The organism is Paenibacillus sp. D51F (assembly GCF_053345695.1).
This window is the reverse complement of sequence record NZ_JBKFAO010000002.1, coordinates 48,238-67,738: the sequence shown is the minus strand read 5'-3', so window position 1 is coordinate 67,738 and position 19,501 is coordinate 48,238. Positions and strand designations below refer to the sequence as shown.

Sequence of the window (19,501 nt, the reverse complement as noted above, 5' to 3'; positions counted from 1 at the left end):
GACAGGAGGGATAGGCATGTCCGGCAAATGGACTGGAGTGTGGATCGGCTTACTGGCAGGGGCGGCTGCCCTGCTGCTGCTCCATGGAGCGGTGTACGCTTCGGGCAGCGCATACATCGGCAATTCGGAGATCGGCTCGGCTGCCGAGCCCGCGCAAAGGTTCCGGAGCACCGCGAACAACCTGTACACGGCCGTCGTGAACGGGGACCGCAGCGGCTCCTATTACGAGCTTGTCAAACTTGCGAAGCTGGCCGGCGACCGCAGCCTGCGCTTGCATGGATATAGCGCCGGCTGGGCGGCGGTCGACAAGAGCCTGTCCGATGCCAAGGCTGCGCTGTCCGCAGGGACAGAATCGGACAGGCTTCTGGAGGCTGCGTCGAGGCTGAGGCTGGCGGCGGACAGCTTGGCGGGAGGCGACGAGGCGTTATGGCTGCAGTACGAGCCTCTGCTCAAGGAGGATGCCCGGCAGATCGCGATCGCTTGGACGACCAGCGGCAGCTTGGCCGAGGCTGCGGCAGCGGCGAGGCTTGCCACCCTCGAGCGGCACTGGGAGGTCATCGAGCCTGCCGTGCTGCTGAGCCGCGACCCGCTTCAGGCCGAGGCGATGAGGGAGGCTGTAATCTACACCGGGAAGCTGCTGAAGGCGGGCGGCGACTCTCAGTCTGCTTGGATCATTCAATCCTTCCGTTCTCTTTCGGAGACGGCGGGCACGCTCTTCCGCGCCGAAGGGTCGGAAGGCAAGGAAGATACGGAGCCTGCCGTAGCGCCGCCAGCGAGTCCGATCATGCCGGGAGGCTGGATGATTTATACGCTCGTGCCGCTCATTGCCGCCGTGCTGGGCTATGCCGGCTGGAGCAATTACCGCGGCGGCCAGCATGGCGTCCGGGTGCATCCGGCCAAAGGCGAGCCGCCAAGCCATAACGGAGTCGCTCGCAAATAAAAGAAGAAGCCTGGCCGGCAACCGGTCAGGCTTCTTCTTTGAATCCTTCTCCAAGCACGTCGTGGACGTCATTGATGACGATGAATGCGCGGGGGTCGATGCTGCGGACGATCATGCGAAGAGTGCGGATTTCCTGCCGCGAGACGACGCAGTAAACGACTTGCTTGTCCGTTTTGGAGTAAGCTCCGACGGCGGGAATAAGCGTGACGCCGCGCTCCATTTCCACGGTGATCTTGTCGGCGATGGCCTCGCCGTGCTCGCTGATGATGGAGAACGCCTTGGCCGCATACGCGCCTTCCTGGATGAAGTCGATCAGCTTGGAGGCGATGAATACGGCGACGAGAGTGTAGAGCACCTTCTCCTTCGGAATGTAGATGAGCGACAGGCCGATGATGATGGCATCCGCCGCCAGGATGACCTGGCCCATGCTCCATCCTTTGGAGCGGGTGAGGATGCGCGCGGCGATATCGACGCCGCCTGTCGTGCCGCCGAAGCGGAAGACGATGCCAAGGCCCATGCCGAGCGTGACGCCGGCGTAAAGGGCAGCCAGAATGAAATCATGCTCGGCGTAGAAAGGCACCATCCATCCGGCCGAAATCGCCTTTTCGAAGATGGCCAGAAATACGGAGAGGCTGACGGTTCCGATGATCGTCATGACCATGGACAACTTGCCGAGAATGCGGAGGCCGACCAGGAACAACGGAATGTTCAGGACAAGCGTCGTAATGGACAGCTTCCATCCGAGCGCATAGTTGAGAAGGATGCCGATGCCGGTAACGCCGCCTTCCATCAGCTGGTTCGGGAGGACGAAGTACTGAAGTCCAAAGGCATAAATGGCAGTTCCCAGCATGATCGGGAAGATCGTGCGATAAATGTAGTTCCATTGAATCTTGGATAGCTTGGACATAGACGGTTTCTCCTTGACGATGACTTCGCTTGCCTGCCATGGGCGCGAGCCGTTAGTAGGCAGGGGCTTAAATATTGTGTTCAAAACTGCTTTAGGATAACATAGGTAAAGATACCTTGCAAAGAAGGGAACTTGTCCATGAGCGAAAAATCTCTTGCCGCCATCCAGCGGGAAGTCGACGAATACATAAGCCAGTTCAAGGAAGGGTACTTCAGCCCCTTGTCTCTCATGGCCAGACTCACGGAGGAATGCGGCGAGCTGGCGAGGGAGATCAACCATACGTACGGGGAGAAGCCCAAGAAGCCGGACGAGGCGGACAATTCCGTCGAGATGGAGCTGGGGGACATCCTCTTCATCCTGAATTGCTTCGCCAATTCGCTGAACATCGATCTGACGAAGGCGCATGATGCCGTCATGCACAAGTTCAATACGAGGGACGCGGACCGCTGGACCCGCAAAAACGGCGAACCGCAATAAAGCCCCTGGCATATGCTGTAACCATCATCCTCTGAGAAGGAAGGTGGGCGGATGGACGGGGAAAGCTGCATCAAGAAAGCATACGAATCCATACTCGGCGGCGACTTCGACGGCGCGATCGGATGGTTCCGGCAAGCAATCGACATGGAGCCTGACAATGCGTCTTTTCATTATAAATGCTCCGTCTCCTGCACGCGCAGCGGCAGATGGGAGCTGGCCCTTCATCATGCCAGACTTGCAAGCGAGCTGGATCCGGGCCATGCGGAGTACCGCTTCCATCTGGATGTCGTGGACTCCCGCAGGCTCGTCTCGGATGCCAAGCTGCTGCTGGCGGCCGGACCTGCCCATGCCTCCGAAGCTCTTCTATTCGCCCAGGAGGCCCGGCTTCTGGATCCGCTCAACGCCGAGGCCAGCCTCGCGGCCGGACAGTGCTATTACGTGCTCAATCGGCTCCAGAATGCAAAAGATTGCGTGATGGAAGCATGCAGGCTGGATCCTTCCTCCGAGGAAGCCCGCATGCTGCTGCGCAAGCTGAACCGGGCGATCAAGCCGACGAACAAGCCGCGCTGAACGGTATGGAAGCCGACTACTTAACTCGAGGTGATCGATATCATGAATACTCCTATCAAAGTCGCGGTAGCCGGCGCTTCCGGACGAATGGGCCGCGAAGTCGTCAAGCTGGCCCTGCAGGATGAAAGCTTCCAGCTGACGGGCGCCATGTCCCCGTCGGCCGGCGCTGTCGACGCGGGCCGTCTTGTCGGTCTCGAGCCATGCGGCTTGACGGTGTCTCCATCGCTGGAGGCGATGCTGGACAGCGGAGAAATCGACGTTCTCGTCGATTTCACCGTGCCGCAGTCCGCATATTCCAACACGCTGGAAGCCGTAACGCGCGGGATTCGCCCTGTCGCCGGCGTGACCGGCTTTACTCCGCAGCAGATCGCCGAGCTGGACGAGCTGTGCAAGCAGCAGGGGATCGGCGGGCTGATTGCTCCGAATTTCTCCATCGGGGCGATTCTGATGATGAAATTCGCCGCGGAAGCCTCCAAACATTTTCCCCATCTTGAAATCATCGAATATCATGGGGACCAGAAGCTCGACGCTCCCTCCGGCACTTCAATCAAGACGGCCGAGCTTATCTCCGAGGCGCGGCGCGAGCTGAAGCAAGGCAATCCTCGGGAGGAAGAGACGATCGAAGGCGCTCGAGGCGGCTACTATGACGGCTTCAGAATCCACAGCGTGAGGCTGCCCGGCGTGTTCGCCCAGCAGGAGGTCGTCTTCGGAGCGTTCGGGCAGACGCTCAAGATCCGCCATGATTCCTATGACAGAGCCGGCTATATGCCGGGCGTCGCCCATGCGATCAAGAAAGTGATGACATATGAAGGCCTCATCTATGGATTCGAACATATCATGGAACCGTGACAGCGACCGAACAAACGCATCGATACATGAAGGAGTGAGAGCGATGCTTAGCATTGCATTTATCGCGCATGACCGCAAAAAAGACGAGATGGTCAACTTCGTCACCGCTTACGAGGAAGCATTCATCGGCAACAAGCTGTATTCGACCGGCACGACGGGCTCGCGCATCATGGAAAAGACATCTCTCAACATCCACCGCTATATGTCAGGTCCGCTCGGCGGGGACCAGCAGATCGGAGCGCTCGTCGCCCAGGATCAGCTCGACCTCATCATTTTCCTGCGGGATCCGCTCATGGCTCAGCCGCATGAACCTGATATCATCGCCCTGCTGCGCCTCTGCGATGTCCAAGGCATACCGGTGGCGACCAATATCGCGACCGCGGAGCTGCTCGTCAAGGCGATGCAGCGCGGGGACTTCGCTTGGCGCGAGCTGGTCGACAAGTACAAGCCGGAGTAAGAAGATGAGACAGCAGACAGACATCCTCGTCTTCGGCGCCCATGCGGACGATGCGGAGATCGGCATGGGCGGCACGATCCTGAAGCATACCGATGCCGGAATGACGGTCGGGATCTGCGATTTGACGGAATCGGAGATGAGCTCCAACGGAAACGTCGAGCTTCGCAAGCAGGAAGCCGAGACAGCCGCCAGAATACTCGGCCTGACCGTCCGCAGCTGCCTGGGCCTTCCCGACCGCGGCCTGACGGGGGAAGCATCCCAGCTGGCTGCCATCACCAATGAAATCAGGCTGCGCAAGCCTAGAATCGTGTTCGCTCCTTATTGGCAGGACCGCCATCCGGATCACAACGCGGCCAGCGCCATGGTCGAAGAAGCGGTATTCAACGCCAAGCTGAGACGTTATTTGCCGGATTCGGACCTGGAGCCGGTCAACGTGGAACAGCTTGTTTTTTATTATATCAATGACCAGCGCGACATCGCCTTGACCGTGGACATCAGCAGCTACATCGGCCGCAAGCTCGAAGCGCTGTCGGCGTACCAATCGCAGTTCGCCCCGGCAACCGCAGGCGACGGCAGGGTCGATACGCCATTGACTCAAGGCTATGTCAAGCGGGTCGAATATCGCGACTACCTGACCGGACAAGCGGCGGGCTGCCCGCATGCGGAAGGCTTCGCGCTCAAGAAGCCGCATCCGGTGTCGCATTTCATCGGCTGATGCCTAAAACCCCGGTTAGGGGAATACATATGGAAGCAGAGCGCCACGAGCGGGAGGAACCCACATGACCAGAAAACTGAAAATCGGGATTACCTGCTACCCGACCCTAGGCGGATCGGGCGTAGTCGCGACGGAGCTCGGCAAGCTGCTGGCCGAGAACGGGCATGAAATCCATTTCATCACGCACAGCATTCCTTTCCGGCTGGGCCAGTTCCACAAAAACATTTTCTTTCACGAGGTCGAAGTCAACAACTATTACGTCTTCCGCTATCCTCCCTACGATCTCAGCCTGGCCAGCAAGATGGCTCAGGTTGCGGAGATGCAGAAGCTCGACATCCTGCATGTCCATTATGCGATTCCTCATGCCGTATGCGCGTTTCTGGCCAAGCAGATCCATGGCAAAGGCCTGAAAACGGTGACGACGCTCCATGGCACCGATATTACGGTGCTGGCGCAGGATGAGTCGCTGAAGGACCTGATCCGTCTCGCCATTCACGAGAGCGACGCGGTGACGGCCGTCTCCCGGGATTTGATCCGCGAGACGAGGGAGCTTCTGGACATCACGACTCCGATCGACTTGACCTACAACTTTGTGGACAAAAGAGTCTATTACCCCCGGGATACATCCAGCCGGAGGGGGGATTACGCCGCGCCGGACGAGAAAATCCTGATGCATATTTCCAACTTCCGTCCGGTCAAGCGGGTCGGCGATGTCATCGACATCTTCCGCCGGGTATCGGAACATGTCCCTGCCAAGCTGCTGCTTGTCGGAGAAGGACCCGAGCTGTCGCGCATCCAGTGCCAAATCCGCGAAATGGGCTTGGAGGACCGGGTGCATTTCCTCGGCAAGCAAGAGGACGTAGCCGAAGTCATTTCCCTGGCGGATCTCATGCTGCTTCCCTCCGAGAAGGAGAGCTTCGGCCTTGTCGCGCTTGAAGCGATGGGCTGCGGAGTTCCGACGATCGGGTCCACGGCAGGCGGCATTCCCGAACTCGTCTCGCATGGAGAGACCGGCTTCCTCTCGCCGATCGGCGATACGGCCGATATGGCGCGCAATGCGGCGAGGCTGCTGACCAACCCGTCCATGTACGATCAATTTCGGAGCGCGTGCATCAGGCGCGCTTACGGAGAATTCTGCAACGAGCGGATCACGCGCGAATACGAGAAGATCTACTACCGGGTGCTCGGCATGGAGGCGGAGCTGCCCGTTCCGGCTTGCGAGGGATGAACGGGGAGCCCATCACGTCGCTTCCTCTTGAGATGCGGGATGCGGCTCCTGTCCTGCGGAGGCTGCAGGAGGCCGGGCACACAGCCGTATTCGTAGGCGGCTGCGTTCGCGACATGCTGCTCGGGCTGCCGCTTAAGGATGTCGACATCGCGAGCTCCGCTTCTCCGGAGGAAGTAATGGAGCTGTACCCGGACAGCATTCCGACCGGCCTTCAGCATGGAACCGTAACCGTACGGCATGGGGGAGAGCTGTACGAAGTGACGACCTTCCGCACGGAGGGGGAGTACGCCGATCACCGGCGTCCGTCCGAAGTATCGTTCATCCGGGAGCTTGCAGGCGACCTGCAGCGGCGCGACTTCACGATCAATGCGATGGCTCTGCATCCGGACGGAGTTCTGGAAGATCCGTTCGGGGGCATGTCGGACCTCCGGCGCAGGCTTATCCGCGCGGTGGGGGATCCCGAAGCCCGCTTCGGCGAGGATGCGCTGCGCATGCTGCGGGCGGTGCGGTTCTCGTCTGTCTACGGCTTCCGGCTGTCCCATTCGACCTGGCGGGCATTGCTGCGCCATCGCGGCAGCTTGAAGCATGTCGCGATGGAAAGAATCGGCTTGGAGCTTGATCGCATCGTTGCGAAAGGGAGCATCGGATCCGGTGCTTCCTGGCTTCATGCGAGCGGACTTCTGGAATGCTTCAAGGAGCCTCTATTGCTGCCCGGCGGGCAGCTGCCGCGGCCCGGTCCAGCCCATAAGAAGCGGCATGGAGAAAAAAAAGCAGCCGATAGCCTGCTCGGCAGGCTCGCTGCCCTGGACAAGCTCTCAGACGGGGAGCAGCGCTGGCAAGGGCTGTTCATCGTCCTCGGAATGGACAAGGACATGGCCGGGGAGTGGTTCCGGCGGCTGCGGTATTCGCGCGCCCGCAAGGAGAAGCTGGAATCCGTGCTCTCGATTCATCGCTGGATGACCGTCTCGGGAGACAAGCCCACTTCCTCGGAATGGCATGCCGCTGTGCTCGGCATCGGAGAGGAGGCCGCCGAGAGCTGGCTGCGCTTGATGGAGGCGGCGGCTTCGGCAGGACTTGGACTTGATTTCGAAGCGCTGCCTCCGGGCTGCGAATCTTCCGCCGCGGAGATTCGGACCTGGATGGAGCAGATGCCGGTACGCGGCATCGGCGGCTTGGCGGTGGACGGCAAGGACATCCAGCATCGGATCGGGGCGCGTCCGGGACCTTGGATGGGCAGGCTGCTGGAACAGCTGGCCCTGGAGGCTGCCGGAGGAGCGGTGCCGAATGAACAGAAGCCTTTGCTGGAACGTGCGGCAGAGCTGTATGAACAGAAGCAGGGAGGCACGCCGTCATGAATACGGAACAATTGCTTCGACTATTCGAAGAAAGCGGCGATGAATACCTCTCGGGGGAAGCCGTCAGCAGGGAGCTTGAGGTGAGCCGGACTGCCGTCTGGAAGCAGATCCGCAAGCTGGAGGAGGCGGGATTCGTCTTCGAGGCTTCCCGCAAGCGGGGATACAAGCTGATTTCCAAGCCGGACCTGTTGTCGGAGGAGCGGATAGCCGCCCATCTGCAGACCCGCGAATTCGGCCGCAGGCTGCTGCTGATGGACAAGGTGGATTCAACTCAGAACATCGCAGCCAAGCTCGCTGAACAAGGAACTGAGGAAGGGACGCTCGTGCTGGCGGAGCAGCAGCTGAGCGGCCGCGGCCGGATGGGCCGCGGCTGGGTGTCGCCATACGGCAAGGGGCTCTGGATGAGCCTGGTGCTTCGTCCGCCGCTTCCGGTCAGCAGCGCGCCGCAGCTGACACTGCTGACGGCGGTCGCCTTATGCCGGGCGCTCAGGCTTCATACCGGGCTGGATATCGGAATCAAATGGCCCAACGATCTGCTTCATGAAGGCAAAAAGCTGAGCGGCATCCTGCTGGAATCGGCCGCCGAGGACGAGCGGATCCGCCATATCGTAGCCGGCGTCGGCATCAGCGTAAACATGGCTGAAGGCGATTATCCCAACGAGCTGCTGGAGCGTGCGGCATCGCTGCGCATCGCGGCAGGCCGTACGTTCGACCGGGCTGAAATCGCCGCCGCCTTCCTGAACGAATGGGAGTCGCTGTACAAGGTTTATCTCGCGGAAGGCTTCGCTCCGGTCAAGCTTCTGTGGGAAGCCTTGTCGGTGTCGCTCCATCGCAAGCTCGTCATCTCGACTCCTCAGGGAGAGATACAGGGAACGCCTATCGGGCTCCACGAGAGCGGAGCGCTGCAGGTCGAGCTCGAGGACGGCACGGTCACAGCGTTGTTCTCGGCAGAGATGGGCGAGCCTGCCCGATCCTGATCTTTCAAGCCGGTCCTGGACACTAAAGGGCCGGCTTTTGGCTTCATTTACGGAGCTGGGGCGATCTGTTATACTGGTGATGACCGGGCGGTATCGACAAGATCCGAACCGCACTGGCACAGCCGGGCAGAAGGCAGCACATCTGCCATTTTACAGAAGGAATGTTGCAAGACCAGCAGTGCGTTTACTTTTGCTCTGAGCCGCTTCAGGACCGAGACAAGAGGAAAGCCCGCAGGCGTTTTTGACATCCTTTTTCGGGCTGGATCTTTTAGCGGCGGCTAAAAGGTTTTTTTGTGTTCACACTAACCTGGATGGGTACCGAAAGGGGAACAACGCGAAATGAAACAAGCGCTAACGATTACGAAACTGCAAAAAATGAAGGCAGAGGGAGAGCCGATCACGATGGTGACGGCATACGATTACCCGTCGGCCAGACTGGCAGAAGAAGCGGGAATCGACACCATTCTCGTCGGCGATTCGCTCGGCAATGTCGTGCTCGGCTACGACACGACCGTACCGGTGACGCTGGACGATATGATATATCACGCGCGGTCGGTTGCGCGCGGAGCACAGAACACATTCCGCATCGTCGACATGCCGTTCATGACGGCGCGCATCAGCCGGGAGGAGACTCTCCGGGGGGCAGGACGCCTCATGCAGGAAGGCCACGCCCATTCCGTCAAGATCGAGGGCGGCGAGGAAATCGCGGAGCATGTCGCCGCTTGCGTGCAGGCCGGCATTCCCGTCATCGGCCATATCGGCCTGACGCCTCAGTCCGTGCACCAGCTGGGCGGATACAAGATCCAAGGCAAGCTGGAAGCAGAGGCTGCGCGCCTCGAAGCCGACGCGCTCGCTCTGCAGCAGGCAGGGGCCTACGCGGTTGTCCTTGAGCTCGTCAAGGAACCGATCGCGACGGCCATCTCCGGCAAGCTCACGATTCCCACGATCGGAATCGGAGCCGGTCCCGGCTGCGACGGGCAAGTGCTCGTCTACCACGACCTGATCCAGTACGCATCTCCATACCGCGCGAAGAAATTCGTGAAAACCTACGCCGATGTCGGATCGACGATCCGCGAGGCGCTCGGCCAGTATGTGAGCGAAGTCAAGGGCCGCAGCTTCCCTGCGGCCGAGCATACTTTCGGAGCTGCCGCTGCCGCGCCGGTCGGCGCTCTGTACGGAGGCGAGCGGAAATGAGCGCAACGGCTGTCAAAACGAGCCCTCTCGTGCTGAGGACGATTGCTTCTCTTCGGGAGGAGCTGTCCGCGCGCCGGACGGCCATGCCGCAGCTCCAGGTCGGCCTCGTGCCGACGATGGGCTATCTCCATGACGGGCACGGCAGCCTGATCCGCCGCTCCGCGGCGGAAAACGGCTTGACGGTTCTGAGCATCTTCGTCAATCCGCTGCAGTTCGGGCCGAACGAGGATCTCGACCGCTATCCGCGCGACGAGGAACGCGATCTGCGCCTCGCGCGCCAGCAAGGCGCCGATATCGTCTTCATGCCGAACGTCGAGGAGATGTATCCGCGCAAGCCGCTGACGAGAGTGCTGGTCTCCGAAGTGACCGAAGCTCTTTGCGGCGCTTCCCGCCCCGGCCATTTCGACGGGGTCGGCACGGTTGTAAGCAAGCTGCTCAATCTGGTGAAGCCTCAGAAAGCCTACTTCGGGCTGAAGGACGCTCAGCAGGTGGCGGTCGTGCAGCAGATGGTCGACGATCTGAACTTCGACGTGGAGATCGTTCCTTGCCCGACGGTCAGAGAACAGGATGGATTGGCGCTGAGCTCGCGCAATGTCTACCTGACGCCGGAGCAGCGCCAGCAGGCGCTCGTGCTTTCCCGGACGCTGCGCGCCGCTGCGGACTGGGCCAAGGAGCCCGGCATGACGGCCGGCGATCTGGAAGCGCGGGTGAGGTCGGCCATCGCCGAAGCGCCGCTTGCCGCCATTGACTATGCGGAGCTGAGAAGCTATCCTTCATTGGAGGCCCTGCTTCCCGGCGGCAAGCTGGCGGACTTCGGACAGCCGATGCTGCTCGCGCTTGCGGTGAAGTTCGGCTCGACGAGGCTGATCGACAACGCTATACTCCACTGACAGGAGGTCAGGACTTATGTTCCGGACTATGATGAAATCCAAGCTGCACCGCGCGACGGTGACGGAAGCGAACCTGAACTATGTAGGAAGCATCACTATAGATGAAGCTCTGATGGAAAAGGCCGATCTCTGGGCGAACGAGAAAGTCCAGATCGTCAACAACAACAACGGGGCCCGGCTGGAGACGTATATCATTCCAGGTCCGCGGCATTCGGGCGTCATCTGCCTGAACGGAGCGGCAGCCCGTCTCGTGCAGCCCGGCGACAAGGTCATCATTATCTCCTATGCGGCCATGTCCGAAGAGGAAGCCCGCGCCTACAAGCCGAAGGTAGTCATTCTGGACGACCACAACCAGCCGGTCCAGGTTATGGATGAAGAAGTTCATGCCGTCATTATTTAATCCTTATCCTTACGTCTGAGGGAACTGTTCCGCAGGGTATACAAAAGGGCGCCAAAACACAGAATGAGGGTACCGGAGAGAGCTTGACCGGTCATTGCTTTCATTTGCATAGCCTTTATTCCCTGTGGAAGGCGGGTGTCCGGGATGTTTCAACAGCTGTTTGCCGTTATGAACGATATGCTGGACGACATCATGCTGCGTTACCCGCATTGCAGCTCCGAAGAACGCAAAGAAATGCTGGAGCAGCTGGCTCAGCTTCGAGGAATCAGCGACCAGTTTATTGAAGAATGGCTTCGCCTGGAAGAGAAGCTGGCGGATTTCCGCGAGGAATTCCCGGCAGCGGCGGCATCGGCCGGCATAACGGCCGGCTCATCCTTCCCATTGCCTGACAGCGCAGCCGCCGGAGGCGGGCAATCCGCTTCTGCCGCCGCTGTCGGAGCTTCAGACAGCCGGATCGCAGGCGCCGGCATGGTCACCGCGGCTACGAAGGAAGCTCCTGGCGGTCCGGCGATCGGCAGCGGTGCGGACATGGCGGCCAAGCCTCAGCAAGGCTCGTTCGCCATGGATGTGTCGGGCGACAATGTGGAGAGGATCGCCAAGGGCCAAGGATACTTCAAGCTCTTCATGTTTCCGCAGGCGGCCCGGCATTTCCAGAAAGCAGTGGAATGCTCGCCTGAATGCGATCTGGCCCGCATGTATTTGGCCATGACGCTGATGCATCTGCAGCAATGGAGCGATGCCGAGCTTCATTTCAAGCTGCTGGTCAGCCTTACGGACCACCCCCGCTGGCAGGCGATCGGATTCAATGCGCTCGGCTGCATACAGGCGGTGCGCCTCAACATGGACCATGCGGAGATGCTGTTCCGCCAGGCGCACAAAATCGATCCGGCCTTTGAGGATCCAATAACCAATCTCAAGTCATGCCGGCAGACTCCCGGGCCATTATCCCTTTATTTCGGGAGTGCGGAGCTGACTTGCCTGTGAGAGGAAGTTTTGCTTCGAATGATCTATGCCGTATTGGATTTAGAAACGACCGGAACAAGCAACGAGGATGAAATCATACAAGTCGGCCTTGTGCTGATGGACGAGGAGTTCAATGTCTTCCAGACACTGAACTCCTTTGTGCGCCCTAGCGGACCGATCCCAGCCTTCATCACCCAGCTTACCGGCATTGACGACGCCATGGTGGCGGATGCGCCCGAGCCCGACGATCTTCTGCTGGAGATGATTCCGCTGCTTCAGGATGCCGTGCTGATCGGCCATAATGTATCCTTCGATGCCGGTTTCCTTAATATGGCTCTCGACAGGGCAGGCTATTCGCCGTTCGACGGCAGAAAGCTCGATACCGTCGAACTTCTCCGCATGCTCTATCCTTCCCTGAGCTCCTATCAGCTCGGGGCTGTCTCCGAGCAGTTCGGCATCCGCCACGATCAGCATCATCGCGCGGACAGCGACGCGATGGCGACGGCGATCCTGTTCGCCGAATGCGTGAAGAAGCTGCGCGGCCTGCCGCTGCTGACGCTCCAGCGGTTCGTGATGCTGAGCGCCGACAACGATCTCGGGTGGATGCTGCGCGAGGAGCTGGCTCTACGGGAAGCGTCCACCGCTCTAGATACCGACAGCCACCGATATTTCCGCCAGTTCGCCATGAAGGCTGGAGAGTGGACGGAAGAGGAGCCGCCTCGCAACGAAGGAAACGACAAGCCGCTTGAAGGCGTCGGCTTCGAGGACTATCTGGAGCAGGTGCGGGAAGGCTTCACCGCCTTGTTCCCGGACTATGAGGAGCGCGAAGCCCAGCAGACGATGTTCCGCGAGGTGAACGACGCCTTCGAGAACAACCGGCATCTGCTGATTGAAGCCGGGACAGGCACGGGCAAATCGCTCGGCTACTTGATCCCTTCCCTTTACTTCGGCGTCAAGAACGAACGGAAGATTGTCGTCAGCACCCATACGATCAATCTGCAGGAGCAGCTCAGGCAGAGGGATTTGCCGCTGCTCAAGCAGGTGCTTCCTTTCGACTTCCGCGCCAGCGTGTTCAAGGGGAGAGGCAACTATATCTGCCTCCGCAAGTTCGAAACCAAAATCCAGTCGCTCGACTTCGCCGCAACGGCCGAGGAGCGGCAGACGGCGTCCCAGATGATCGTCTGGCTGGGCGAGACGGAGACGGGAGACCAGGAAGAGATCAACTTCGGCAATCGCGGAGGGGAATTCTGGAATACCGTATCGAGCGACGCCGATTCCTGCTTGAACCGGGCATGCCCGTGGTTTAAGCGCTGCTTCTATCACCGGGCCAAGCAGGAAGCGAATCTCGCCGACGTCATCATTACGAACCATTCGCTTTTATTTACCGATATTAGAGCCGATCACCGCCTTCTTCCGTCTTATGAGTATCTCGTCATCGACGAGGGGCATCAGGTGGAGGAAGTGGCCGGCAAGCATCTGGGACAGCAGCTGAGCTTCTACTCGTTCTTGAACCTGGCGAACCGGCTTGCCAAGGATTCGCGCAGCGGCCTGCTGCCGCAGCTCCGCTCCCACATCCAGGGGGAGAGCGAAGACGAAGTGCCCAAATGGACGGAGCAGCTGGACGAGATCATCCCGCGCTTCGGCTCGCTCAAGGACAGCTGGGAGACGGTATTCGAGCAGCTCCAGTCGCTGGCATCCGCCTCTTCCGGAGGAGGCCAGACCGAGACGGGGCAGAGCGTCCTTCGCCTCAAGCCGGGCAGCCTGCCGAGCCAGTGGGAGCCGATCCAGAACGAGGAAGGCATCTACTTCAAGGAAATGAACCGGACGATCAAGGTTCTTGACAAGATGCTCTCGGACATGAAGGACAAGCTGGACGATACGGTGCTGCAAGGCATGCTGACGGATCTGGCCGGAGCGGTCAAGGATGCCGGACGCATCCGGGACGAGCTGCGCTTGTTCGTGCGGGCGGACAAGCCGGAGATGGTGTACTGGATCGAGTCCAATCCTTCCGCGCGGACGAAGAGCATCCAGCTCAACACCGTACCGGCGGATGTCAGCGGGCAGATCCGGGAATATTTCTTCGACAGCAAGAAGAGCGTCGTCATCACGTCCGCTACGCTGAGCGTGCAGAAGTCGTTCCAATACGCCGCCGAGCAGCTGGGACTGAATATGGCGGACGAGCGCCGCTCGCGCACCGTGCTTCTGCCCTCGCCGTTCCATTACCGCTCCCAGGCGCTCGTCATGATTCCGCGGAACTTCCCGGCGGTCAAGGGAGCCGCGGCCGATCCGGCCTACCTCAGCGCCCTAGTCGCCTCCTTGTCGGAAGCGGCCCGCGAAACCGGAGGGCGGATGCTCGTTCTGTTTACAAGCTACCGGATGCTGAAGCAGGTGTACGATCCGCTGAAGGAAGCCCTCCAGGGCTCCGGCATTCAAGTGCTTGGGCAAGGGCTCGACAGCAGCAACCGCAGCAAGCTTACCCGCCGCTTCCGGCAGCAGCCCGAATCCGTGCTGCTCGGAACGAGCAGCTTCTGGGAAGGGGTCGACATTCCCGGCGACGCGCTCATCTGCCTGGCCATCGTCCGCCTGCCGTTCCAGCCGCCGAACCATCCGCTTCAAGAAGCGAAGGCGGAGATGCTTCAGGAATCCGGACAGAATCCGTTCATGAAGCTGTCCGTGCCGCAGGCGGTCATCCGCTTCAAGCAAGGGTTCGGACGGCTGATTCGAACTTCCCGGGACAAAGGGATCGTCCTTATTTACGATACGAGAGTCATCGAGACGTTTTATGGAAAACACTTCCTTTATTCGCTGCCTGGACCTAAAATTGAACATATGCATGCGGATCAGTTCGTTCCGAGAATGAGGGAATGGCTGTCCGAAGACTCCAAGGAGGCGGTCCGGCAATGAGCAAGCAGGGAAAAGCGATATCGGAGGCGGTCGTCCGCCGGCTCCCCGTTTATTTGCAAGTGCTGGGCGAGCTTCATGTGCGCGACGTGCAGACCGTCAGCTCGCAGGAGCTGGGCCTCAAGCTCGAGCTCAATCCGGCTCAGATCCGCAAGGACCTGGCCTATTTCGGGGAATTCGGACGCAAGGGCGTCGGGTATGACGTCAACTACCTGATCGAGAAGATCAGAGGCATCCTCAAGCTGGATCAAGTGATGCTTGTCGCGCTCGTAGGGGCCGGCAATCTGGGGCATGCCTTATGCAACTACAGCACTTATTTGAAGGACAATATGAAAATCACCGCGGTGTTCGATGCCAATCCGGCCAAGATCGGCACCCGGATCAACTCGCTCGAGGTGCAGCCGATCGAGCGGCTGCAGCAGGCCGTGCAGGAACAGGATATTCAGATCGGCATCATTACGGTGCCGGCAGCGGAGGCTCAGAACGTCGCGGACCGGTTCATCGCGGCCGGCGTCAAGGGGATCCTCAATTTTGCCCCGGTCGTGCTCAAGGCTCCGGAGAAGGTCCGGATCCATTATGCCGATTTTACGACCCAGCTGCTGAGCCTCGCCTATTACATGGATAAGGAAGGAACCGAACATGAGCAAATGGTGGATTGAAAACGGGACCTTCGTCACAATGGACGAAAGAAGTCCCGTACTGAAGGGACATATGGTCGTCGAGGACGGGCTGATCGCCTACATAGGGGAAGAACGCCCGGCCGATGCCGACGGGATCGGAGTCAAGATCGACGGCAGCCGCCTCGCGTTCATGCCGGGGCTGATCAACACGCACGGCCATGCGGCGATGTCGCTGCTTCGCGGTTATTCCGACGACGAGGCGCTGCAGACATGGCTGCAGGATTACATGTGGCCGATGGAAGCGAAGTTCCGGGACGAGGACGTCCGGTGGGGAACCTCGCTGGCCGTGCTGGAAATGCTCAAGTCGGGTACGACGACGTTCGTCGACATGTACGACCGGATGGATGAAGTCGCCAAAGTCGTCGAGCAGTCCGGCATGAGAGGCGTTCTGATGCGCGGAGCCATCGGGCTGTGCCCGGAAGACGTGCAGCTCCAGAAGCTGGATGAAGCGGTCCGGTTCGCCAAGGATTGGAACGGCCAGGCGGATGGCCGCATCATGACCATGATGAGCCCGCATGCTCCGTACACTTGTCCGCCCGCGTTCATCGAAAAATTCGTTCAGGCCGCGCATGATCTCGATCTTCCGATGCACACGCATATGTCGGAGACGGCAGCCGAAGTGGAGCAGAACGTCCGCGAGTACGGCCTGCGGCCTGTCGAGCATCTGGACAAGCTCGGCTTCTTCTCTCGTCCTGCATTTGTCGCCCATGCCGTCCATCTCACCGATGCGGAGATCGAGCTGCTTGCCGCCAGAGGCGCGGCCGTGTCGCATAACCCTGCCAGCAACCTCAAGCTTGCCAGCGGCGTCGCCCGCGTTCCGGATCTGCTCCGGGCCGGCGTCACCGTATCGCTCGGCACCGACAGCGCAGCCAGCAACAACAACCTCGACCTGTTCGACGAGATCCGGCTTGCGGCTCTGATCCACAAGGGAGTATCCGGCAATCCGACTGTCGTGCCGGCGGCCGAAGCGCTGAAGCTGGCTACTCTCGGCGGAGCCGCTACGATCCGCCAGCCGCGGCTCGGCGCGCTGCAAGCAGGGATGAAGGCTGATTTCATCGCGATCGACACGGATCAGCCGCATTTCTATCCTCAGTCCGATCTGGTCTCCCATCTTGCCTACAGCGGCTCCGGCCGCGATGTCGTCCACGTATGGGTGGACGGCATCCAAGTCGTCAAGAACGGCGTCAGCACGCTGCTTGACGAAGAGCGGATCAAGCATGAAGCCCAGGCCTGCTACGGCAGGCTGACGGGGAACTGATGGCGCGCCGGCGGCGCGGCCTCATGAGCAGGCGCGGCTGGACGCTGTGGATCTCCGCGCTTGTTGTACTGCTGCTCGTGTGTCTGCATGCCGAGTACCGGAGCTTCCAGCGTCCGATATGGGCTGCGCAGCTGCAGGCCGAGAAGCTCGCCCAGCAGAAGGCAGGACTCAAGGAAACCTCCTCGGCAGAGAAATACGTATGGGATGCGCCGGTATGGGTCGTCCGCGGCAAAAATGCCGAGGGACAGGAAGTAATCGCCTGGCTTCCCGAAAAAGGGGAGCCGCTTCTGCTGGACATGGCGTCAAGCCGCAAGGAAGGCGATATCCGCAGCATCTTCAAGCAGCGCGTTCCGGACGCCGACATCCATCATGTCCGGGCAGGCATGATCGGCGGACAGCCGGCATGGGAAGTGTTCTATACCCGCAAGCAGGGGCAAACCCGCTATTACTATGATTTCTATCGTTATCAGAACGGCGACTATATCACCACGTACTCGCTGACGACAAAAAAAGCTTCCTAAAGTTGTAACGATTACCGCCTCCTCTATGAATATCGATGTGATATACTCTTCGTATAGCAAATGTGATATACTAATCCGTATACGCATGAAGCAAAGTAGACGAAGAGGATGGCTTCAGTGCCGTCGCTTCGATTTTCATAAAGGGGGCTTTTGTTTTGATCAAAGTAAGGCTTGTGCCTTTTTTGACCACGATCGCCATTTCCGCAGCCTTGTTTTTCGGCGGCTGGTATGCCTATGACCAGGCCGTCGTGGAGCGTCCGCTGCAATCTGCAGTGGATTCGCTGCCGGGTGTCGTCTCTGCCGTCCCGACCCTTTCCAAAGACTCGTTGACCGTACGCCTGAAGCTGGGCGCCGGAGCAGATCTGCGGGGCATTCATGACCAGATTGCCGATCGCAGCGCCAAATGGCTTGAAGGACGCAAGCTCGTCATTACGGTCGATCAGAGCTCGCAGCCCAAGCTGGACTCCATCTGGACAAGCCAGCTGTTCACAGTCGCCGAAGCGATGGAGAACCGCCGCTATTCCGAAATACCGGATGCATTGAAGGAAATCGAACGCACGACGCCGGGCCTCAAGACTGCCACCTCGATCGATGACAGCAACGTATATGTGACGCTGGAGCTCGGCACCGATACGAAATATGTAATTCTGCCTAGAGCCGGCGAGCGAATGGGGGTTTGGACGAATGCCTAAGTACAGCATCGAGATAGGCGGGGGAGTTCTGGTCTCGCTGTTTGCGTTTCTGTTGTTCCGGGGCGTGAATATCATTCCTCTTCTGCTTGCGCTTGCGCTCGCGGGCGTGCTGCTGTTCGCGCTCAAGTCCAAAGGACAACTGGCAGCGGCCGGAGGCCGCAGAGAGGCTCGTGTGAAAGGCTCGACGCCGTTCTCCTTCGACGATATCGGAGGACAGGATCGTGCCAAAGGGGAGCTGGTCGAGGCGCTCGACTTTCTGGTCAAGCATGAGGAGATCAGCAAGCTCGGCATCCGCCCGATGAAGGGCATCCTGCTTACCGGTCCTCCCGGAACAGGCAAGACGCTGATGGCCAAGGCGGCCGCCCATTATACGGATTCCGTCTATCTGGCCGCATCGGGCAGCGAATTCGTGGAGATGTATGTCGGCGTCGGAGCGGGCCGGATACGCGATCTGTTCAAGGAAGCCCGCAAGAAGGCCGGCAAGGAAGGCAAGAAGAATGCGGTCATCTTCATCGACGAGATCGATGTCATCGGAGGCAAGCGCGACGGCGGCTCGCATCGGGAGTATGACCAGACGCTCAACCAGCTGCTGACGGAGATGGACGGCATCCATACGAACGAGGCGCCCCGCATCCTCCTCATCGCGGCGACGAACCGCAAGGAGATGCTGGATTCGGCGCTGCTGCGCCCAGGACGGTTCGACCGCCATATCGGCGTCGATCTCCCGGACAAGAAGGGCCGTCTTCATATCTTAAACATCCATTCCAAAAACAAACCACTTCATGACGAAGTAAATATGGAAAAAATCGCCGAGGAGTCGTTTGGATTTTCCGGCGCCCAGCTCGAAAGCGTCCTGAACGAAGGCGCGATCTATGCGATGCGCGAAGGATTGGCGCTTGTCGAGCAGCATCATTTGACGATGGCGATCGACAAGGTCATGATGGGCGAGAAGACAGACCGCGAGTCCACCAAGGAAGAGCGGGAGCGGGTGGCGATCCACGAGCTCGGCCATGCGATCGCGGCGGAGCTGCTTCGTCCGGGCAGCGTATCCCAGGTCGCGCTCGCGCCGCGCGGCGGAGCGCTCGGCTACGTGCGCCACAACCCGAGCGACGACCATTATCTGTACACGAAGGACTATCTGGAAGCCCAGATCATGATCGCTCTTGCCGGCGCGGCCGCGGAGGAGATGTTCTACGGCGGCCGCAGCACCGGCTCCCGCAACGACTTCGAGCAGTCGCTCAATATTGTCCGGACGATGGTGGAATGCGGCTTGACCGAAGTGGGCATCATTGAGGACAGGATGATGACGCCGGACCGCTGGGCCCAAATATCCGGCAGCGTTCTGGACGGCCTCATGAGCCGGGTCAAGGAAATGCTGGCCGCAAGACGGCAGCTGTTCACGCATTGCCTGAACATCCTGATCGACCGCGAGACGCTCGGCGGCGAGCAGTTCCGCAAGCTCATCGCATCCGAGGAGAGCCTCAGCGCGTAAGCGGGAGCGGCGGGCAGGCATTCAAAAAAGAGACG

General features: G+C 59.9%; 20 protein-coding genes. 19 read left to right on the top strand and 1 reads right to left on the bottom strand.

Going from position 1 to position 19,501, the window contains the following annotated elements; all coding sequences use genetic code 11:
* The first annotated feature begins 16 nt into the window (after positions 1 to 16).
* A complete protein-coding gene (locus ACLBWT_RS03765) occupies positions 17 to 940 on the top strand; it encodes a sporulation protein YpjB (protein ID WP_447661748.1) in 924 nt (307 codons plus the stop codon).
* 25 nt (positions 941 to 965) lie between these two features.
* Here ACLBWT_RS03765 and ACLBWT_RS03760 read toward each other — a convergent pair whose 3' ends face one another.
* Positions 966 to 1,847, bottom strand: coding sequence for a YitT family protein (locus tag ACLBWT_RS03760; RefSeq protein WP_447661747.1), 882 nt, complete (start codon positions 1,845 to 1,847; stop codon positions 966 to 968).
* A 138-nt stretch (positions 1,848 to 1,985) separates the two neighbouring features.
* Here ACLBWT_RS03760 and ACLBWT_RS03755 point away from each other — a divergent pair, with 138 nt between their 5' ends.
* The 18 genes from ACLBWT_RS03755 (at position 1,986) to ACLBWT_RS03670 (ending at position 19,466) form a co-directional block, all read left to right on the top strand.
* Positions 1,986 to 2,324, top strand: a complete 339-nt coding sequence (locus ACLBWT_RS03755; RefSeq protein WP_447661746.1) for a nucleotide pyrophosphohydrolase — start codon at positions 1,986 to 1,988, stop codon at positions 2,322 to 2,324.
* A gap of 51 nt (positions 2,325 to 2,375) precedes the next feature.
* The gene (locus ACLBWT_RS03750) at positions 2,376 to 2,894 is read left to right on the top strand and encodes a tetratricopeptide repeat protein (RefSeq protein ID WP_447661745.1); all 519 of its coding nucleotides are present in this window, start codon (positions 2,376 to 2,378) and stop codon (positions 2,892 to 2,894) included.
* Positions 2,895 to 2,936: 42 nt separating this feature from the next.
* Positions 2,937 to 3,743 carry a 4-hydroxy-tetrahydrodipicolinate reductase gene (gene dapB, locus ACLBWT_RS03745; protein WP_447661744.1) on the top strand — a complete coding sequence of 269 codons (807 nt, stop codon included), beginning with the start codon at positions 2,937 to 2,939 and terminating at the stop codon, positions 3,741 to 3,743.
* Positions 3,744 to 3,786: 43 nt separating this feature from the next.
* Positions 3,787 to 4,200 (top strand): methylglyoxal synthase, encoded by a 414-nt coding sequence (locus ACLBWT_RS03740; protein ID WP_447661743.1) that lies wholly within the window; start codon positions 3,787 to 3,789, stop codon positions 4,198 to 4,200.
* Between the two features lie 4 nt (positions 4,201 to 4,204).
* The gene (gene bshB1, locus ACLBWT_RS03735) at positions 4,205 to 4,915 is read left to right on the top strand and encodes a bacillithiol biosynthesis deacetylase BshB1 (protein WP_447661742.1); all 711 of its coding nucleotides are present in this window, start codon (positions 4,205 to 4,207) and stop codon (positions 4,913 to 4,915) included.
* Between the two features lie 64 nt (positions 4,916 to 4,979).
* Entirely contained in the window at positions 4,980 to 6,143 is a 1,164-nt protein-coding gene (gene bshA / locus ACLBWT_RS03730; RefSeq protein ID WP_447661741.1) for an N-acetyl-alpha-D-glucosaminyl L-malate synthase BshA, read from the top strand.
* On the top strand, positions 6,140 to 7,498 hold the full coding sequence (locus tag ACLBWT_RS03725) for a CCA tRNA nucleotidyltransferase (protein ID WP_447661740.1): 1,359 nt from the start codon (positions 6,140 to 6,142) through the stop codon (positions 7,496 to 7,498). Before bshA ends, ACLBWT_RS03725 begins: the two co-directional genes overlap by 4 nt.
* Entirely contained in the window at positions 7,495 to 8,475 is a 981-nt protein-coding gene (locus ACLBWT_RS03720; RefSeq protein WP_447661739.1) for a biotin--[acetyl-CoA-carboxylase] ligase, read from the top strand. Before ACLBWT_RS03725 ends, ACLBWT_RS03720 begins: the two co-directional genes overlap by 4 nt.
* 339 nt (positions 8,476 to 8,814) lie before the next feature.
* A complete protein-coding gene (panB, locus tag ACLBWT_RS03715) occupies positions 8,815 to 9,669 on the top strand; it encodes a 3-methyl-2-oxobutanoate hydroxymethyltransferase (RefSeq protein WP_447661738.1) in 855 nt (284 codons plus the stop codon).
* Positions 9,666 to 10,559 (top strand): pantoate--beta-alanine ligase, encoded by an 894-nt coding sequence (panC, locus tag ACLBWT_RS03710; RefSeq protein ID WP_447661737.1) that lies wholly within the window; start codon positions 9,666 to 9,668, stop codon positions 10,557 to 10,559. The genes panB and panC overlap by 4 nt, the downstream gene beginning before the upstream one ends.
* Positions 10,560 to 10,575: 16 nt before the next feature.
* Positions 10,576 to 10,959 carry an aspartate 1-decarboxylase gene (gene panD / locus ACLBWT_RS03705; RefSeq protein ID WP_076356336.1) on the top strand — a complete coding sequence of 128 codons (384 nt, stop codon included), beginning with the start codon at positions 10,576 to 10,578 and terminating at the stop codon, positions 10,957 to 10,959.
* Positions 10,960 to 11,103: 144 nt separating this feature from the next.
* Positions 11,104 to 11,943, top strand: coding sequence for a hypothetical protein (locus ACLBWT_RS03700; protein WP_447661736.1), 840 nt, complete (start codon positions 11,104 to 11,106; stop codon positions 11,941 to 11,943).
* Positions 11,944 to 11,961: 18 nt separating this feature from the next.
* A complete protein-coding gene (dinG, locus tag ACLBWT_RS03695; protein WP_447661735.1) occupies positions 11,962 to 14,826 on the top strand; it encodes an ATP-dependent DNA helicase DinG in 2,865 nt (954 codons plus the stop codon).
* On the top strand, positions 14,823 to 15,482 hold the full coding sequence (locus ACLBWT_RS03690; RefSeq protein WP_076356330.1) for a redox-sensing transcriptional repressor Rex: 660 nt from the start codon (positions 14,823 to 14,825) through the stop codon (positions 15,480 to 15,482). The genes dinG and ACLBWT_RS03690 overlap by 4 nt, the downstream gene beginning before the upstream one ends.
* Positions 15,463 to 16,761 carry an amidohydrolase gene (locus ACLBWT_RS03685; protein WP_447661734.1) on the top strand — a complete coding sequence of 433 codons (1,299 nt, stop codon included), beginning with the start codon at positions 15,463 to 15,465 and terminating at the stop codon, positions 16,759 to 16,761. Before ACLBWT_RS03690 ends, ACLBWT_RS03685 begins: the two co-directional genes overlap by 20 nt.
* A complete protein-coding gene (locus tag ACLBWT_RS03680; RefSeq protein WP_447661733.1) occupies positions 16,761 to 17,282 on the top strand; it encodes a cell wall elongation regulator TseB-like domain-containing protein in 522 nt (173 codons plus the stop codon). Before ACLBWT_RS03685 ends, ACLBWT_RS03680 begins: the two co-directional genes overlap by 1 nt.
* Before the next feature lie 155 nt (positions 17,283 to 17,437).
* Positions 17,438 to 17,974, top strand: coding sequence for a hypothetical protein (locus ACLBWT_RS03675; RefSeq protein WP_447661732.1), 537 nt, complete (start codon positions 17,438 to 17,440; stop codon positions 17,972 to 17,974).
* Entirely contained in the window at positions 17,967 to 19,466 is a 1,500-nt protein-coding gene (locus ACLBWT_RS03670) for an AAA family ATPase (RefSeq protein ID WP_447661731.1), read from the top strand. Before ACLBWT_RS03675 ends, ACLBWT_RS03670 begins: the two co-directional genes overlap by 8 nt.
* The last annotated feature ends 35 nt before the right edge of the window (positions 19,467 to 19,501 follow it).

Excerpts from the sequence above, each read along its gene's own strand:
- ACLBWT_RS03720 (WP_447661739.1), top strand. The coding sequence starts at position 7,495 with ATGAATACGGAACAATTGCTTCGACTATTCGAAGAAAGCGGCGATGAA.
- ACLBWT_RS03725 (WP_447661740.1), top strand. The coding sequence starts at position 6,140 with ATGAACGGGGAGCCCATCACGTCGCTTCCTCTTGAGATGCGGGATGCG.
- ACLBWT_RS03760 (WP_447661747.1), bottom strand. The coding sequence starts at position 1,847 with ATGTCCAAGCTATCCAAGATTCAATGGAACTACATTTATCGCACGATC.
- dinG (WP_447661735.1), top strand. The coding sequence starts at position 11,962 with ATGATCTATGCCGTATTGGATTTAGAAACGACCGGAACAAGCAACGAG.
- ACLBWT_RS03750 (WP_447661745.1), top strand. The coding sequence starts at position 2,376 with ATGGACGGGGAAAGCTGCATCAAGAAAGCATACGAATCCATACTCGGC.
- dapB (WP_447661744.1), top strand. The coding sequence starts at position 2,937 with ATGAATACTCCTATCAAAGTCGCGGTAGCCGGCGCTTCCGGACGAATG.
- panC (WP_447661737.1), top strand. The coding sequence starts at position 9,666 with ATGAGCGCAACGGCTGTCAAAACGAGCCCTCTCGTGCTGAGGACGATT.
- ACLBWT_RS03740 (WP_447661743.1), top strand. The coding sequence starts at position 3,787 with ATGCTTAGCATTGCATTTATCGCGCATGACCGCAAAAAAGACGAGATG.
- ACLBWT_RS03680 (WP_447661733.1), top strand. The coding sequence starts at position 16,761 with ATGGCGCGCCGGCGGCGCGGCCTCATGAGCAGGCGCGGCTGGACGCTG.
- ACLBWT_RS03765 (WP_447661748.1), top strand. The coding sequence starts at position 17 with ATGTCCGGCAAATGGACTGGAGTGTGGATCGGCTTACTGGCAGGGGCG.
- bshB1 (WP_447661742.1), top strand. The coding sequence starts at position 4,205 with ATGAGACAGCAGACAGACATCCTCGTCTTCGGCGCCCATGCGGACGAT.
- ACLBWT_RS03670 (WP_447661731.1), top strand. The coding sequence starts at position 17,967 with ATGCCTAAGTACAGCATCGAGATAGGCGGGGGAGTTCTGGTCTCGCTG.
- ACLBWT_RS03690 (WP_076356330.1), top strand. The coding sequence starts at position 14,823 with ATGAGCAAGCAGGGAAAAGCGATATCGGAGGCGGTCGTCCGCCGGCTC.
- panB (WP_447661738.1), top strand. The coding sequence starts at position 8,815 with ATGAAACAAGCGCTAACGATTACGAAACTGCAAAAAATGAAGGCAGAG.
- ACLBWT_RS03700 (WP_447661736.1), top strand. The coding sequence starts at position 11,104 with ATGTTTCAACAGCTGTTTGCCGTTATGAACGATATGCTGGACGACATC.
- panD (WP_076356336.1), top strand. The coding sequence starts at position 10,576 with ATGTTCCGGACTATGATGAAATCCAAGCTGCACCGCGCGACGGTGACG.
- ACLBWT_RS03755 (WP_447661746.1), top strand. The coding sequence starts at position 1,986 with ATGAGCGAAAAATCTCTTGCCGCCATCCAGCGGGAAGTCGACGAATAC.
- bshA (WP_447661741.1), top strand. The coding sequence starts at position 4,980 with ATGACCAGAAAACTGAAAATCGGGATTACCTGCTACCCGACCCTAGGC.
- ACLBWT_RS03685 (WP_447661734.1), top strand. The coding sequence starts at position 15,463 with ATGAGCAAATGGTGGATTGAAAACGGGACCTTCGTCACAATGGACGAA.